This window comes from Actinomadura chokoriensis, from assembly GCF_041463665.1.
Taxonomy (GTDB): domain Bacteria; phylum Actinomycetota; class Actinomycetes; order Streptosporangiales; family Streptosporangiaceae; genus Spirillospora; species Spirillospora chokoriensis_A.
Genome location: NZ_JAXCEJ010000013.1, coordinates 110236 through 125873 on the forward strand (window position 1 = coordinate 110236; position 15638 = coordinate 125873).

General features: G+C 72.6%; 15 protein-coding genes. 12 read left to right on the plus strand and 3 right to left on the minus strand.

Features of this window, described 5'->3' with window-relative positions; all coding sequences use genetic code 11:
* Positions 1-10: 10 nt before the first annotated feature.
* Positions 11-1654, plus strand: a complete 1644-nt coding sequence (locus SM418_RS20760; protein ID WP_371942735.1) for an ABC-F family ATP-binding cassette domain-containing protein — start codon at positions 11-13, stop codon at positions 1652-1654.
* 98 nt (positions 1655-1752) lie between these two features.
* On the opposite strand, the gene SM418_RS20765 is transcribed toward SM418_RS20760, so the two are convergent.
* Positions 1753-2979 carry an MFS transporter gene (locus tag SM418_RS20765; protein ID WP_371942736.1) on the minus strand — a complete coding sequence of 409 codons (1227 nt, stop codon included), beginning with the start codon at positions 2977-2979 and terminating at the stop codon, positions 1753-1755.
* Between the two features lie 112 nt (positions 2980-3091).
* On the opposite strand from SM418_RS20765, the gene SM418_RS20770 reads away from it, so the two are divergent.
* The 9 genes from SM418_RS20770 to SM418_RS20810 all read left to right on the plus strand — a co-directional run bounded on the left by SM418_RS20770 (position 3092) and on the right by SM418_RS20810 (position 11481).
* Positions 3092-4501 (plus strand): AlkA N-terminal domain-containing protein, encoded by a 1410-nt coding sequence (locus SM418_RS20770; RefSeq protein WP_371942737.1) that lies wholly within the window; start codon positions 3092-3094, stop codon positions 4499-4501.
* A gap of 328 nt (positions 4502-4829) precedes the next feature.
* Positions 4830-5924, plus strand: coding sequence for a WD40/YVTN/BNR-like repeat-containing protein (locus tag SM418_RS20775; protein WP_371966087.1), 1095 nt, complete (start codon positions 4830-4832; stop codon positions 5922-5924).
* Entirely contained in the window at positions 5921-6217 is a 297-nt protein-coding gene (locus tag SM418_RS20780; protein WP_371942739.1) for a MoaD/ThiS family protein, read from the plus strand. The genes SM418_RS20775 and SM418_RS20780 overlap by 4 nt, the downstream gene beginning before the upstream one ends.
* Positions 6218-6386: 169 nt before the next feature.
* Positions 6387-7352: an NAD-dependent epimerase/dehydratase family protein gene (locus SM418_RS20785; protein ID WP_371942740.1), complete on the plus strand. Its 966-nt coding sequence runs from the start codon at positions 6387-6389 to the stop codon at positions 7350-7352.
* Positions 7342-8499: a glycosyltransferase family 4 protein gene (locus SM418_RS20790; protein ID WP_371942741.1), complete on the plus strand. Its 1158-nt coding sequence runs from the start codon at positions 7342-7344 to the stop codon at positions 8497-8499. The genes SM418_RS20785 and SM418_RS20790 overlap by 11 nt, the downstream gene beginning before the upstream one ends.
* A 10-nt stretch (positions 8500-8509) precedes the next feature.
* A complete protein-coding gene (locus SM418_RS20795) occupies positions 8510-9238 on the plus strand; it encodes a hypothetical protein (RefSeq protein ID WP_371942742.1) in 729 nt (242 codons plus the stop codon).
* Complete coding sequence (locus tag SM418_RS20800; RefSeq protein ID WP_371942743.1) at positions 9235-9588, plus strand: hypothetical protein; 354 nt, start codon at positions 9235-9237, stop codon at positions 9586-9588. Before SM418_RS20795 ends, SM418_RS20800 begins: the two co-directional genes overlap by 4 nt.
* Positions 9588-10703 (plus strand): glycosyltransferase family 4 protein, encoded by a 1116-nt coding sequence (locus tag SM418_RS20805; protein ID WP_371942744.1) that lies wholly within the window; start codon positions 9588-9590, stop codon positions 10701-10703. The genes SM418_RS20800 and SM418_RS20805 overlap by 1 nt, the downstream gene beginning before the upstream one ends.
* A 13-nt stretch (positions 10704-10716) precedes the next feature.
* Positions 10717-11481: a hypothetical protein gene (locus tag SM418_RS20810; protein ID WP_371942745.1), complete on the plus strand. Its 765-nt coding sequence runs from the start codon at positions 10717-10719 to the stop codon at positions 11479-11481.
* Positions 11482-11512: 31 nt separating this feature from the next.
* Here SM418_RS20810 and SM418_RS20815 read toward each other — a convergent pair whose 3' ends face one another.
* A complete protein-coding gene (locus tag SM418_RS20815; protein ID WP_371942746.1) occupies positions 11513-12034 on the minus strand; it encodes a YceI family protein in 522 nt (173 codons plus the stop codon).
* An 89-nt stretch (positions 12035-12123) separates the two neighbouring features.
* Positions 12124-13719, minus strand: a complete 1596-nt coding sequence (locus tag SM418_RS20820) for a bifunctional phosphatase PAP2/diacylglycerol kinase family protein (protein WP_371942747.1) — start codon at positions 13717-13719, stop codon at positions 12124-12126.
* Between the two features lie 179 nt (positions 13720-13898).
* On the opposite strand from SM418_RS20820, the gene SM418_RS20825 reads away from it, so the two are divergent.
* Both SM418_RS20825 and SM418_RS20830 read left to right on the plus strand, forming a co-directional pair.
* Positions 13899-14798, plus strand: a complete 900-nt coding sequence (locus tag SM418_RS20825) for an ABC transporter permease (protein WP_371942748.1) — start codon at positions 13899-13901, stop codon at positions 14796-14798.
* A gap of 13 nt (positions 14799-14811) precedes the next feature.
* Positions 14812-15597, plus strand: a complete 786-nt coding sequence (locus SM418_RS20830; protein ID WP_371942834.1) for an ABC transporter ATP-binding protein — start codon at positions 14812-14814, stop codon at positions 15595-15597.
* Positions 15598-15638: the final 41 nt, after the last annotated feature.

The window sequence follows — 15638 nt, forward strand, 5'->3', positions numbered from 1 at the left end:
AGGGGGAGCCGTGGGACACGTCGAGGTCGGGCACATCAGCCATGTACTGCCGGACGGCAGGACGCTGCTGGACGACGTCTCCTTCCGCGTCGGCGAGGGCGTCACGGCCGCCCTCGTCGGGCCGAACGGCGCCGGCAAGACGACCCTCCTGCGCCTGGTCGCCGGGGACCTGACGCCCCAGTCCGGCACCGTCGGGCACAGCGGCGGCATAGGCGTGATGCGCCAGTTCATCGGCAGCATGCGGGACGGCTCGTCCGTGCACGACCTCCTGCTGTCGCTGGCGCCGCCCCGCGTCCGGTCGGCCGCCGAGGCCGTGGAGGCGGCCGAACTGGCGATGATGGAACGCGACGACGAACCCGCGCAGCTCCGCTACGCCACGGCCCTCGCGGGCTGGGGTGACGCGGGCGGCTACGAGATCGAGGTGCTCTGGGACGCCTGCTGCGTCGCGGCCCTGGGCGTCCCCTACGACTCGTGCCGCTGGCGCGAGGTCCGCACCCTCTCGGGCGGCGAGCAGAAACGCCTCGCGCTCGAAGCCCTGCTGCGCGGCCCCGACGAGGTCCTCCTCCTGGACGAGCCCGACAACTACCTCGACGTCCCGGGAAAGCGATGGCTGGAAGAAAGACTTCGCGAAACGCCCAAGACCGTCCTCCTGGTCTCCCACGACCGCGAACTCCTCGACCGCTCCGCCGACCGGATCGTCACCGTCGAGGCGGCCCGCGTCTGGATCCACGGCGGCCGCTTCTCCACCTACGCCGCCGCCCGCCGCGACCGCAACGAACGCCTTGAGGAACTGCGCCGCCGCTGGGACGAGGAGCACGCGAAACTCAAGGAGCTCGTCAACACCCTCCGGACCAAGGCCACGGTCAACGACGGTTTCGCGTCCCGCTACCGCGCCGCCCAGACCCGCCTGCGCAAGTTCGAGGAGGCGGGCCCGCCCGAGATCCCGCCCCGCGACCAGAACCTCAGGATGCGCCTGCGCGGCGGCCGGACCGGCAAGCGCGCGGTGGTCTGCGAGGACCTCGAACTGACGGGCCTCATGAAGCCCTTCGGCACCGAGATCTGGTACGGCGAACGGGTCGCGGTCCTCGGCTCCAACGGCTCCGGCAAGTCCCACTTCCTGCGCCTGCTCACGGCCATCGCCGAGACGCTCCCCCGCGGCGCGACCGCCGCCTCCCCGGTCGCCCACACCGGCGTCGCCCGCCTGGGCGCCCGCGTCGTCCCCGGCCTTTTCGCACAGACCCACGCCCGCCCGGACCTGGCCGGACGCACCCCGTGCGAGATCGTCATGACCGAGCACGCCCGCCTGCGCAACGACGCCATGAGCGCCCTGACCCGCTACGAGCTGAACGTCTGCGCCGAGCAGCCCTTCGAGACCCTCTCGGGCGGCCAGCAGGCCCGCCTGCAGATCCTTCTCCTGGAACTGGGCGGCGCCACGCTCCTCCTCCTGGACGAGCCGACCGACAACCTGGACCTGGCCAGCGCCGAAGCCCTCCAGGAGGGCCTGGAATCCTACGAGGGAACCGTCGTGGCCGTCACCCACGACCGCTGGTTCGCCCGCGCCTTCGACCGCCACCTGATCTTCGGCGCCGACGGCTCGGTCTACGAGTCGGCGGAACCCGTCTGGGACGAGACCCGCGTGGCCCGCCCCCGCTGAGCCCTGGGCGGCCCCGATCTCGTCAGCCGGGTCGCATGACGCGGATCAGAGGTCCGGCTCGTCACGAGTGGCGGCTCGGGCGGCACGGGCCGGAGGGTTCACTTCAGATGCCGCCCGGCCGCGAGCAGGACGAGACCGGGAACGGCCGCGATCAGGGTCATGGCCACGGCGGCCGGGACGAGCAGCCCGCCGTCGAGCAGCGGCGTCGCGCAGACGGCGCCCAGGGGCGGTGTCGCCTGCATGAGCGTCCGGAGGACGGCGAAGCCCCGGCCGCGCAGCGGGGCGGGGATCCGGTCCATGCGCAGCGACTGGGCCCAGACCGTCATCGGAGCGCTGAACAGGCCGATCATCAGGAAACCGGCGGCGACAGGAAGGGTGTGCGGCGCGAGCGCCACCGCCAGGAAGCCCGTGGCGGCCACCAGCTGCACCAGGGCGATGGCGACGATCGGCCGCGTCCGCGGCCGCCTGGCTCCCGCCGCGGCCGCGCCGAGCAGCTCGCCCGCCGCCAGGGCCGTTAGCAGGAGGCCCAATGCCTGCGCACCGCCGGGAAGCTGGTGCTTGGCCAACCAGGGCCCCACGACCAGCAGCATGCCCTCGGCCACGTTGAACGCCATGAACGCCAGCGTGGTGACCACCAGGACCCTGTCCCGGAACAGCGAGAGCACGGAGGCCCCGGCTCGGGGCACCGGGGACGGGGCCGACGGCCGCACCCGCAACGGACGGCGGACGGCCACCGCCATGGCGGCGAAGACCACGTAGGACGCGGCGTCCAGGGCGAGGACGCCTTCGGCTCCGATCACACCGATCAGTGCGCCGCCCAGGGCGGGGCCGATCATTCCGGCCACGCTGAAGCTCGCCGATTCGAGCGCGTTGGCCGCTTCCCGCTGCCCGGCGGGCACCAGATCCGGGATCACCGCCGGGAAGCCGGCGAGCGGCACCATCTTGAACAGGCCGTACACGGCGGCGACGGTGAACGGCAATACCATGGGCATCTCGCCCATGGACGCGGCGACCGGAATGGACGCCACGGCGATGCCGCGCACCACGCTGTCGGCCGCCAGGACATGGCGCTTGTCGAACCGGTCGAGGACCGGGCCCGCCAGCAACCCGCCCGCGAAGACCGGCAAGGTGTAGCAGACGGCCAGCAGGCCGAGGCGCCGCGTCCCGTCCGGCTGGGACAGCACGAGCCAGCTGAGCGCGACGAAAGTCATCCCGTCCCCGGTCAGCGACAGGGACGAGCCGAGCCAGAGCAGGCGGAAGTCGCGGGCGGCCAGCGTGCGCCGGTAGCTGCGCAGCCGACCGCCACGAAGGGCAAGAGCAGGCATGCGGGCCAGCCTGACCGCGGCCGCACCGCGACGCTGGCGGGGATCGGACGTCAACGCCCGCCGCCTCCGGCGACCGGTCCCGTGAGGGTCGGCGGCGGGCAGACTGGTGAAGATGATCGATGTGGAAGCCGTCCGCGAGGCGATGCGAAGCCGGGACCCGCGTTTCGACGGGTGGGTCTACGTCGCCGTGACCACGACCGGTGTCTACTGCCGTCCCAGCTGCCCTGCCGTCATGCCGGCCAGGCGCAACGTGCGGCTGTTCCGCAGCGCGGCGGCGGCGCAGGTCAACGGCTTCCGGGCGTGCAAGAGGTGCCGTCCGGACGCCGCTCCCGGGTCGCCCGAGTGGAACGTGCGCGGCGACCTCGCGGCGCGCGCGATGCGGCTGATCGCCGACGGGCTGGTCGACCGGGTGGGCGTGGCGGGCCTGGCCGCCCGGCTCGGGTACAGCGAGCGGCAGCTGTACCGCCTGCTCGTCGCCGAGGTCGGCGCCGGGCCGCAGGCGATCGCCAGGGCGCAGCGGGCGCACACCGCGCGGACGCTGCTGGAGTCGACCGGCCTGCCGGTCAGCGACATCGCCTTCGCCGCGGGATTCACCAGCATCCGCCAGTTCAACGAGACCATCCGGCAGCTCTACGCCACCACGCCCACCCGGCTGCGGCGGCCGGGCGCCCCGCGCGGCGCCCTGGGCGCCGTCGCGTTGCGGCTGTCCTACCGGCCGCCGCTGGACGTGGCGGCCCTCCTGCGTTACCTCGGCACCCGCGCCGTCCCAGGTGTCGAGGAGTACACCGATGGCGTCTACCGAAGGTCGTTGCGCCTGCCGCACGGCACGGGCGTCGTCTCGTTCCGCCACGTCCCGGGCGCCGACCACGTGGCCTGCGAGCTGCACCTGGACGATCCGCGCGACCTGACCGCCGCCGTGCGGCGCTGCCGCAGGATGCTCGACCTGGACGCCGACCAGCGGGCCATAGACGCCTTCCTCGGCGCGGACCCGGTGCTGGGGACGCTGGTCGCCGCCCGTCCCGGACTGCGCGTCCCCGGTCACCCCGATCCGGGCGAGGCGGCCGTCCGGACCGTCCTGTCGCGCCGCTCCACCGCCGACCGGGCCCGTGGCCACCTCACCAGGCTGGTCGCCGCGCACGGCCGCCGCCTGCCCGCGCCGGTCGGGCGGGTCACGCACACCTTCCCCGACATGGCGTCGCTGGCCTGCGCCGGATCCGCCCTCCCCGCGCACCGGCGCCCCACCATGCTGGCCCTCGCGGAAGCACTCGCCCGGGAAGAGATCGTGCTCGACGCCGGAGCCGACCCCGAGCACGTCCGCAAGCAGCTGCTCGACCTGCCGGGAATGGGACGGCTCGACGTGGCGCACATCAGGATGAGAGCGCTCGGCGACCCGGACGTCTTCATCCCGGACATCCGTGTACGCCGCGTCCTGTATCGCCTGCGGGCCGAACCTGGACCGTGGCGTCCGTGGCGCTCCTATGCCACCCAGCACCTCTGGACCACGTCCGCCGACAGACTTTGAGGTTCGGGGCCCTCAGCGTCGCGGTCAGGGTCACTCCGCCATTCCCGTGCCATGAGCCGCGCATGAGCGGTGCCCGTCTGCCCTAGTGCGGTGAGCTAGTGCGGTGAGCTAGTGCGGTGAGCTAGTGCGGTGAGCTAGTGCGGTGAGCTAGTGCGGTGAGCTAGTGCGGTGAGCGGCGTCTTCGGCTGGACCAGCGCCGTCCTTAACCTGGGCTGAGGATCGCCGCGGCGGTGGCGCGATGAGTTCTGGTGGTGGCGGGAGTCAGCATCCCCGGTGAAGCCATGCCGGACGGCTCTTGGAGGGCAGCATGACCGGGGTTCGGGTTCTCGTGGGTACGCGGAAGGGTGCGTTCGTTCTCACGGCGGACGGCGCGCGCAAGGAGTGGACGGTCAGCGGGCCGCACTTCGGCGGGTGGGAGATCTACCATCTCGCCGGGTCGCCCGCCGATCCGGCGCGGTTGTACGCGTCGCAGTCCACCGGGTGGTTCGGGCAGCTGATCCAGCGGTCGGACGACGGGGGCGCGACGTGGCGGCCTGTGGGGAACGACTTCGCCTACGAGGGCGTCCCCGGGACGCACCAGTGGTACGACGGGACGCCGAAGCCGTGGGAGTTCAAGCGGGTCTGGCATCTGGAGGCGTCGCCCGACGATCCCGACACCGTGCACGCCGGGGTGGAGGACGCCGCCCTGTTCCGGACGGACGACGGCGGGGCGTCCTGGCAGGAGCTGCCGGGGCTGCGCGAGCACGGGTCCGGGCCGTCCTGGCAGCCGGGTGCGGGCGGGATGTGCCTGCACACCATCGTGCGGGATCCCGTGGACCCGGCGCGCATGTACGTGGCCATCTCGGCGGCCGGCGTGTTCCGGACGGACGACGCCGGTAAGACGTGGAAGCCGATCAACCGGGGCTTGCGGTCCGAGGGCATCCCCGACCCGGACGCCGAGGTCGGCCACTGCGTGCACCGCATCGCGATGCATCCGTCGCGTCCCGAGGTGCTGTTCATGCAGAAGCACTGGGACGTCATGCGCAGCGACGACGCGGGAGAGACCTGGCATGAGATCAGCGGCGACCTGCCGAGCGACTTCGGGTTCCCGATCGCCGTGCACGCACACGAGCCGGACACCGTGTACGTCGTCCCGATCAAGAGCGACTCGGAGCACTACCCGCCGGAGGGGCGGCTGCGCGTCTACCGCAGCCGTACCGGCGGGAACGAGTGGGAGCCGCTGACCGCGGGCCTGCCGCAGAACCACTGCTACGTCAACGTCCTGCGGGACGCGATGGCCGTCGACTCGCTCGACTCGTGCGGCGTCTACTTCGGCACGACCGGTGGGCAGGTGTACGCGTCGGCCGACGCCGGGGACACCTGGGCTCCCATCGTCCGCGACCTGCCGGCGGTGCTGTCGGTGGAAGTCCAGACGCTCCCGTGATCCGCGTCGTGCTCCCCGCGCACCTGCGGGTCCTCGCCGGTGCGCGGGGCGAGGTGGAACTGGACGTCCCAGAGCCGGTCACGCTGTGCTCGGTGCTGGACGCGCTGGAGGCTCGGTTTCCGGTGCTGCGCGGGACGATCCGCGACCACGGCACCGGACGCCGCCGCGCGTTCGTCCGCTTCTACGCCTGTGAGGAGGACCTCTCGCACGACCCGCCGGGCACCGTGCTCCCCGAGCCGGTCGCCACGGGCGCCGAGCCCTTCATGGTCGTAGGCGCCATGGCCGGCGGGTGAGCAACGGACGGTGCGTTCACTTGCGGCATGTTGTTGTTATGAGCGCGTCGGAAGCAACGACTCGCCGCAAGTCGACGAGGGAGCTATGGGGATGTCCCGGGGAAAGTCCCGGATGAGGGGGGACGGGGATCCTCTCCCTGTTCGCGATTTCGGCGGATAAAGTGCCCGCGTGCGGGTGGTTGTCACTGGGGCGGCGGGGTTCATCGGGAGCCATGTGGTCGACGCGCTGTCGGGCGCGGGCCACGAGGTGCTCGCCGTCGACGCGCCCGCGCGGTCGCCGGCGCCCGAGGTGGCGCGGCGGACGTGGGCGGAGGTCGCGGCGCGGCCCGGGGTCGTGGCGGCCGAGGTCGATCTCGCGGTGGACGGGCTCGATGCCGTCGCCGCCGCGGACGTCGTCCTCCACCTGGCGGGACGTCCCGGCGTGCGCGACTCGTGGGGGCCGGGGCGCGACATCGCCCAGCGGGACAACGTGACGGCGACGCGGCGGCTGCTCGCGGCGTGCGCGGACCGCCCGGCGGGACGCAGGCCGAAGGTCGTGATCGCGTCCAGTTCGTCGGTGTACGGGTCGGCGAAGGGGCGGCCGAACCGGGAGGACGATCCGCTGAAGCCGGAGAGCCCGTACGCGGTCAGCAAGGTCGAGGTGGAGCGGCTCGCGGGACTCGCGGCCGAGGCCGGGCTGCGGACGGTGCTGCTCAGATACTTCTCCGTGTACGGGCCCCGGCAGCGGCCCGACATGGCGTTCCACCGGTTCGTGGAGGCGGCGCTGGACGGACGTCCGCTGCCGGTGTTCGGAGACGGTCGCAGGTCCAGGAGTTTCACGCACGTCCGTGACGTGGTGACGGCGACGCTCGCGGCGGCGGCCGAGGATCTGCCGCCCGGCATCGCCGTCAACGTCGGCCATCCCGAGCACGTGGCCGTACGGGACGCGATCGCGATGCTGACGGACGCCCTGGGCGTCCGGGCGGAGATCCAGCGGGAGACGCCCGTCGCCGGTGACGCCGCCCGGACGTGGGCCGACACGAGGCGCGCCCGGACACTGCTCGGCTGGACGCCCGCGATCGGCCTCCGGGACGGGCTCGACGACCAGGTCCGCTGGCACCGGGCACTGCTGGAGGGGGTGCCGGTTGAGGCATAGGGCGGCCTATGTCGCGTTCGATCGGTTCCCGTCCAGCAAGGGGTCGGCGGTGCACATCGCGCAGATGGCCGACGAGCTCTTCGCGCGGCACGGCGGCGGGCTCCTCGGCGTGCTCGGCGGCGGCGACCTGCCCCGCTACCAGCGCGAGGGGACGCGGGAGATCGCGCGGTTCGGCGCGTCGATCCCCAACCTGATCGACCGGGCCGAGGCGTTCTCCGAGTGGGTGGCCGACCATCTGGCGCCGCACTGGGACACGCTCGAGATCTGCCACGTCCGGGACCCGTGGAGCGCGCTTCCGGCGGTCGCGGACGGACGGCGCCACAAGGTCGTGTACGAGGTCAACGGCCTGCCTTCAATCGAGATGGGCCACACATGGCCGTGGGCGGCGCCGAGCACGCTCGGGAAGATCCGCGAGCTGGAGCGGTTCTGCCTGGAGCGCAGCGACGCGGTCGTGGTCCCGTCACGGGTGATCGGCGACGCCGTCCGCGAGCGGGGCGTGCCGGAGGGCAGGATCCACCTGGTGCCCAACGGGGCGGACATTCCCGGCGAAACCGAACGGCCGGCCGATGCACCTAAGCGTTATGTCATCTATGTCGGCGCGATGCAGCCGTGGCAGGGCCTGGACGTGCTGATGCGGGCGTTCGCCCGGCTCGCCGACCTGCCCGAGCTGCGGCTCGTGATCTGCGCGTCCGTCCCGGAGCGGCGGGCGAAACCGGTGCGCCGGCTGGCCGAGCGGCTCGGCGTCGCCGGGAGGATCGACTGGCGGTTCGAGCTGCCGCACCGCGACGTCGCCGCGTGGCTGGCGCACGCCGAGGTGTCGCTCGCGCCGCTGACCGGCTGCGCCCGCAACCTCGACCAGGGCTGCGCGCCGCTGAAGGTGATCGAGTCGATGGCGGCGGGCGTGCCGGTCGCCGCCTCGGACCTGCCGGCCGTCCGCGAGCTGATGGCGGACGGGGAGCACGGGCGGCTCGTCCCGGCCGACCGTCCCGCCGAGCTGGCCAGGGCCGTCCGGATCATGCTGGAGTACCCGCGGGAGGCCGCCGAGATGGGGCGCAAGGGCCGCGAGCACATCGAGAAGAGCCTGACCTGGGCGCGGTCGCGCGCCCGGCTGGCCGACGTCTACCGCACCCTCACCCAGGTTCGATAGGTGGTTCGTCATGTTCTGGCGTAAGCAGAAGGCCGCCATCGAGCGGTTCCATCCGCTGCACAAGGCGCTCACCCTGGACAAGGGCTTCTCCGTCTCGCTGCGGCGCGACGACTGGGAGCCGGTGATCCAGAGCCTCGCGGGGCACCGCGACGTCGTGAAGCGGCGCAAATGGCAGCTGTCCGGGCGGGTCCCGGCCGTCCTCGTGCCGCTGCTGCGGGTGCTGGCCGCCGACATGCCGCCGGACGGGGTGCTGTCCGTCGCGGCGGACCTGCGTGGCTCCGAGCTCGGCGGGAAGTACGGGCCGCAGCGCGACATCCCCGTCCAGCGGCCGGTCATCTCGATGACGCAGTGGTACGCGGTGGACCCGTGGCTGCGGATGCGGGCGGAACTGCGGGACGGCAGCACGCTGGAACTCCTCGTCACCGACCGGGTCCGCTACCGCAGGCGCAAGAAGCGCAACCCGCGCGGCAAGATCAAGGTGAAGACCAAGACGAAGACCACGCAGCTGGTGCGGGTCACGCGGCGGCTGGGCGTGGACGCGGTCGTCCAGCGGCCCGCGTCGCCGCCGCCGCGCTGGCTCAGGGTCCAGGTCAAGCAGGGGAAGCGCACGGTGATCCGGGTGGACGGGAAGCTCCGCGGCGTGCAGGAGGGCAAGGCCATGCTCGACCGGATCCTGGACGTGTCGACGGAGCCGTTCCGGTGGACGCCGCCGGGCACGGCCGCGAGGAGGGCGAAGTGACCCGCTGCAGCGTGACCACCGGATTCTTCGTCCTCGGACGCTGCGGGCAGGCGGCGGTGGCGACCTGCCCGCACTGCGGGCATCCCGTCTGCGCGGCGCACGCGGCGGAGGGCGGGACGTGCCCCGAGTGCGCGGCGGCGCGCGGGTACCGGACGCAGGATCCGCACGACCCGTCGTGGGTGGGCGGCCGGCGGCGCGAGTACTACCAGCGGAGCTCGCAGACCTACCAGGACACGTACTGGTATTCGGCGTTCGACGAGTACGACCGCGGGGCGTTCAACCCCGGTGACGACTACTCCTCCGGGGGCGACTGGGGGCCGGACGACGACACCGGCTTCGTGGACAGCTGATGTCCCGCGTCCTGTGGCTCACCGAGCACTACCCGCCGAGCCGGGGCGGCATGGCGCAGTCGTGCGACCGGATCGTGCGGGGCCTGCGCGGCGCCGGGGTCGAGGTCGACGTCGCGCATCTGACGCGCCGCGCCGCACCGTGGGAGGTGAGACGGGAACACGGCGGGCGGCTGCTGACCGCCCCGCTCGGCGACGACCCCGAGCACGCGCTGCGCCGGCTGTGGACGACGATCACCGCCGAGGACCTCACCGGCCACAGCCACGTGGTCGCGTTCGGCGGCGTGTACGCGATGCTCGCCGCGCCCGTCCTTTCCGCGCTGCTGGACGCTCCGCTGGTCACGCTGCTGCGCGGCAACGACATCGACGTCGGCGCGTTCTCGATGCGGCGGCGCGGGGTGCTGGCGGACGCGCTGCGCGCCTCGTCCCGCGTCTGCGTCGTCGCCCGGTCGCACGCGCCGCTGGTGTCGGCGCTGGCCCCGGACGCCGCCGTCACGTTCGTCGCGAACAGCGTCGACACCGCGCAGTGGCGGATCCTGCCGTCGGAGCGGGAACGGGGCCGGGCGTGGCGGGCGGAGAACGTCGAGCCGGGACGCCGCACGATCGGCCTCGTCGGGCAGCTCAAGGCCAAGAAGGGCGTCGGTTTCCTCCTCGACGCGCTCGCCGCGTCCGGGCACTCCGGCGCCTTCCATCTGCTGCTGGTCGGCGAGGTCGAGGACGCCGTGCGGGAGCGGCTGGCCGAGTGCGGGATCCCGCACTCGTCCCTGCCGTTCCTGGAGCGCTACGACCTGCCGGCCGTGTACGCGAGCTGCGACCTCGTCGCCCTCCCGTCCTTCTACGACGGGATGCCGAACGTGGCGCTGGAGGCGGCGGCGCTCGGCGTGCCGCTGCTCGCGTCGGACGGCGGCGGGCTCGCGGACGTCGCGGACGAGGAGATCGGGTTCACGTTCCCGGCCGGCGACGCGCACGCCTGCCGCGCGGCGATCGACCGGGCCGCGCGGGCGGGCGCCGAGGAGCTGGCGAAGCTCGGCGCGGCGGGCGCGGAGCGGATCCGCCGCGACTTCACCCCGGCCGCCGAGACCGCCGGGTACCTGGCCGTCCTCGACGCTGTCCGCTGAACGCCGCGGCCTCGTGATCGTCTGCTATGCGGCCGGTGATGGGCTGGGGCATCTGACGCGGCTCCGGTCCGTCCTGCACACCCTCCACCTGGACGGCCCCGTGACCGTGGTCACCGGCTCGCCGTTCGCGGACGATCCGCGCGTCACGGGCGGCTGGCACGTCGTGCGGAGCGCGGCGGGCCTGGCACCGGACGAGGTGATCGTGGACGCGTTCCCGGCCGGGCTCAAGGGCGAACTCACCCGCTTCCCGTCCGGGACGAGAGTCACGCATCTGGCGCGGCTGCTGCGCTGGGAGGCGTACGAACCTCTGCTCCCCGGCGATCCACCCGTCTTCGACCGCACGTTCGTCCTGGAACCGCTGGAGCCCGCCCATGAGGCGTACCTGCGCGAGGTGTCGGACGAGGTCTCACCTCTGGCCTTGACCGATCCCCCTTCGGAACCGGTCGACGTGGACGGCTGGCTCATCGTCCACAGCGGACCCGACCTGGAGACACTCGAACTCGTCGCCTACGCGCAGGACATGGCGTCCGCCGAACGGATCAGCCCGCCCATGACACTGGTGTCGCCCCACAGGCCGGACGGCCTCCCCCAAGACATCGCCCACCTGGACCTCTACCCCGCCTACACGCCAGGTCCGAACGTCGAACGCATCATCACGGCTGCCGGATTCAACGCCGTCCGCCAGTACGCGCCCTGGCGCGAGCGGCACCGGATGCTGCCGTTCCCGCGCAGCCTCGACGACCAGTTCACGCGCGCCGCCCGAGCACGCATGCCCTAGAACGCCTGCCCGAGCACGCGAGCCGCCCGCGCTAAGCGGGAAGCCTGAGGTCGAACTCGATCTCGACGTCGTCGGCCAGCCGCAGCGCGCCGAAGAACGCCGAGTACGGCTTGATGCCCCAGCGGGACTGCGTCACCGTCACCGAACCCCGCACGCGGTCGCCGTCCAGGACGGCGCCGATCCGCACCGGCTTCGTCCGGCCCATGATCGTCAGGTCGCCCTCCACGAAGTCGTCGCCGACCCCCGTCGAGACGAACGTGATCCGCGGATACCGGCCCGCGTCCAGCGTCTTGCGCAGGTTCTTCCGGATCTCCGCGCGGTCCTGGCCGGTCAGCGGCAGCGCGCCGCCCGTCCCCTCCCGGACTTCGAGCGCGTCCACCTCGACGGTCACCTCGGCCGACGACCCGCTCAGCGGCTCGCGGGCCTCGACCGCCGCCGACCAGCGGGTGGCCTCGATGGTCAGGTCGTGCCCCGCCCGGCGGCCGAGCCCGCTGCGGCCCGTCCTCAGCAGCAGCCGCCCGTCGTCCGGTCCCAGCTGAAAAGTTCCCTCCATGCCTGTCCACCCTGCCACGCGCGCCCACCGGGCCGGTGACAGGGCGGGCGACAGGGCCGGTCTCGACGACCGGACCGTCCCCGGAGTCGCTATCCCGCGGCGGGGTGGAACACCGCGAGCGCCTGGGCGTGCTTGCCGAACCGGATCGCCGGCGGCATCGACGAGACCTCGCCGTCGCGCGCCAGCCGCAGCTCGCCGTCCGGGGAGACGATCTCCAGGCCGCCCGTCCGCCATGCGCGGTAGCCGGGGGTGACGTGCAGGTGCCCCGCGAGGATCGCGGCGACCGCGCGGACCCGGGGGACGCGCCGCCCGGTGACGATCATGCGGACGTCGAGCCGCCCGTCGTCGAGGCGGGCGCGCCACGTCGGGACGGCGCCCCGCGAGGCGAACACGCCGTTGCCGACGAACGCCAGCCAGACACGCCGCCGGCGGCCGTCGACCTGCAGCTCGACCGGCTCGGAGTGGCGCAGCGTGCGGACGGCGGCGACCGCGAGCGCCGGCCACTTCCCGATCCGCTTCTCCAGCCGCTCGCGCCGGTCGACCAGTTCGGTGTAGGCGCCGAAGCTCGCGGTGTTGAGGAACGGCCGCTGCTCGTCCCGGCCCGCGGCGCCGCTCACCGGCGCGACGTAGGCGACGTCCACCCGGCCGAGCCGGCCGCTGCGGTACGCGGCGATCGCCTGCGCCGCCGACTCCACGCCGAGCGCGCGGGCGAAGTGGTCGAACGTGCCGCCGGGGACGACCAGCAGCGGGACGTCGTGCGCCAGCGCGGCCCCCGCCGCCGCGTTCACGGTGCCGTCCCCGCCGACGACGGCGAGCACGTCGGCGCGCTCGGCCGCCTCGCCGAACGCCTTGTCGAAGTCCGCGTCCGGCCCGAGCCGGACGATCTCCGCCGCCGGCAACTCCCGGCGGAGCTGGCCCAGCGCGACCTCGGGGCGTCCGGGAAGGGAGATCCCGGCCGCTTCGCCGCCGGTGCCCGAGCCGTCGTTGACGACCACGACGAGCCCGCGCCCGTCGTCGGCGACCTTGGCCCGCTCCTCGGACCGCCCGACCGCGGCCACCGGGGTGCGCGCCGACCACACCAGCCGCGTCCCGAGCCCCGCGAGCGCGCCGATGCCGAACCCGGCGAGGACGTCACCCGGATAGTGGGCGCCGGTGTAGACGCGGGAGAAGGCCACCGCGACGGCCGCCGCCGCGACCGGGACCGCCACCGGGCGCGGCGCCTCCAGCGCGACGCCGGTCGCGAACGCGCCGGCGGACGCCGAATGCCCGGACGGGAACGCGTGCGAGGTCGGCAGCTTCCAGCGGATCCGGATCGGCGGCACCAGGTCCACGACGGGGCGCTTGCGGCGGAACGCCTGCTTGCCGAGGATGTTCACGGCCGGGCTCGCCACCGCGATCGCGATCGAGCCGCGCAGCGCGGCGCGGCGCAGCCGGGGCCGTCCGGTCAGCCCCATCACCCCGGCCGAGGTGAACCAGAGCACCCCGTGGTCGGCGAACCGTGACAATCTCGGCAGAACATATTCCAGCCCGCGCAGCCGCGCCGCCGCCACCCAGTCGAACGCCCACCGGTCGGCCCGGCCGAGCCTGCGCAGCAGGCGGGACCTGGGGGCCGGGACCGCCTCCCGACGACGCCCTATGACGACCCGTGACGTGACGTTGCCGCTCCGTGAATGGTTGACCCGCATGTCCGGGGTATCCCCAGGGACGCCGACATGATTCCGTAATGATCTCAAATCGGGGGTCACATGCGGGCGAACGTCACTCTCGCCTCATCGACTGCAATAGGCTTCGCGACATGAGTCACCCGGAACGGCTCGGTTCCCCGGGTGGCGAGTCGGTCGGAACGATCGCGGAGCCTCTCCACGTGAACGACACCCTGGCCGACTACGCCGCACGACACGGGCTGAGGCAGAGCGCTGCGCGCCCCCCGCTGCGCAAGTACATCCAGGACGTGTGGGCTCGCCGGAACTTCATCTGGGCGTTCGCGTCCGCGAAGAACATCTCGATGTACACCGAGTCGCGGCTCGGCCAGGTATGGCAGCTGCTGACGCCGCTGCTGAACGCGGCGGTGTACTTCCTGATCTTCGGAGTGCTGCTGGACACCAGCCGCGGCCTCACGGACTTCATCCCCTTCCTGGTCACCGGCGTCTTCCTGTTCGGCTTCACGCAGCGGTCCGTCACCTCCGGGTCGAAGTCCGTCGGCGACAACCTGTCGCTGATCCGGGCGCTGCACTTCCCCCGGGCCACGCTGCCGCTGGCGATCGCCGTCGTGGAGTTCCAGCAGCTCCTGCTCTCCCTGACCGTGCTGTTCGTGATCATCTTCGCCTGGGGCGAGCCGCTGACCTTCGACATCGTGCTGTTCATCCCCGTGGTGGCGCTGCAGCTCATGTTCAACGTCGGCATCAGCATGGTGATGGCGCGGCTGGGCGCGTTCAACCGCGACATCACCCAGCTCCTGCCGTTCGTCATGCGGACGTGGCTGTACATGTCCGGAGTCATCTTCAGCCTGCCGTCGCTGATGAAGCCGGGCTCCAAGCTCGCCGAATACCCCGTCCTCGGCGAACTGCTGTTGGCCAACCCCGCACACGTGTACGTCGAGCTGAGCCGGCTGGTCCTGCTCGGGAAGTACCGCGAGCACGTCGAGGGCCTCGGTGTATATTCGACCGGCCAGATGTGGCTGTACGCCGTCATATGGGCGGCAGTGATGCTGGTCGGCGGATTCACGTTCTTCTACCGTGCCGAGGAGCGATACGGCCGTGGCTGACACGAAGGTGCGCATGAACCCCGCCACGAACAGGGTCCAGGTCGACCCGACCCGGGAGCCGATCGTCGTAGTGGACGATCTGCACATCGTCTACCGCGTGTACGGCGCCGGAGGGAAGGGCAACGCCGCCTCCGCGTTCTCCCGGGTCCTGCGCCGCCGGCACCGTCCGACGATGACCGAGGTCCACGCGATCAAGGGCCTGTCGTTCGTCGCCTACCGGGGCGAGGCCGTCGGGATCATCGGCACCAACGGCTCCGGCAAGTCCACGCTGCTGAAGGCCATCGCGGGGCTGCTGCCCCCGCACAGCGGCGGCGTCTACACCCACGGGCAGCCGTCCCTGCTGGGCGTGAACGCCGCCCTGATGAAGGACCTCACGGGCGAGCGCAACATCGTCCTCGGCTGCCTGGCCATGGGCATGTCCCCGGCGGAGACCAAGGAGAAGTACCAGGAGATCGTGAGCTTCGCCGGGCTCAAGGAGGGGTTCATCCAGTACCCGATGCGGACGTACTCGTCCGGCATGGGGGCCCGGCTCCGGTTCGCCATCGCGGCGGCCAAGACCCACGACGTGCTGCTCATCGACGAGGCCCTCGCCACCGGCGACGCCAAGTTCAAGCGCAAGAGCAAGGCCCGGATCGACGAGCTGCGCAAGGAGGCCGGCGCGGTGTTCCTCGTCGCGCACCAGCTCGACACGGTCAAGGAGATGTGCGACCGCGTCATCTGGATCGACGAGGGCCGCATGCACATGGACGGCGACCCCGAAGAGGTCATCGCCGCCTACGTCGAGGCCAGCGGCAAGTGACGCGAGCCCTGTGACCGTTTTGTCACGGGATTCATGATGGG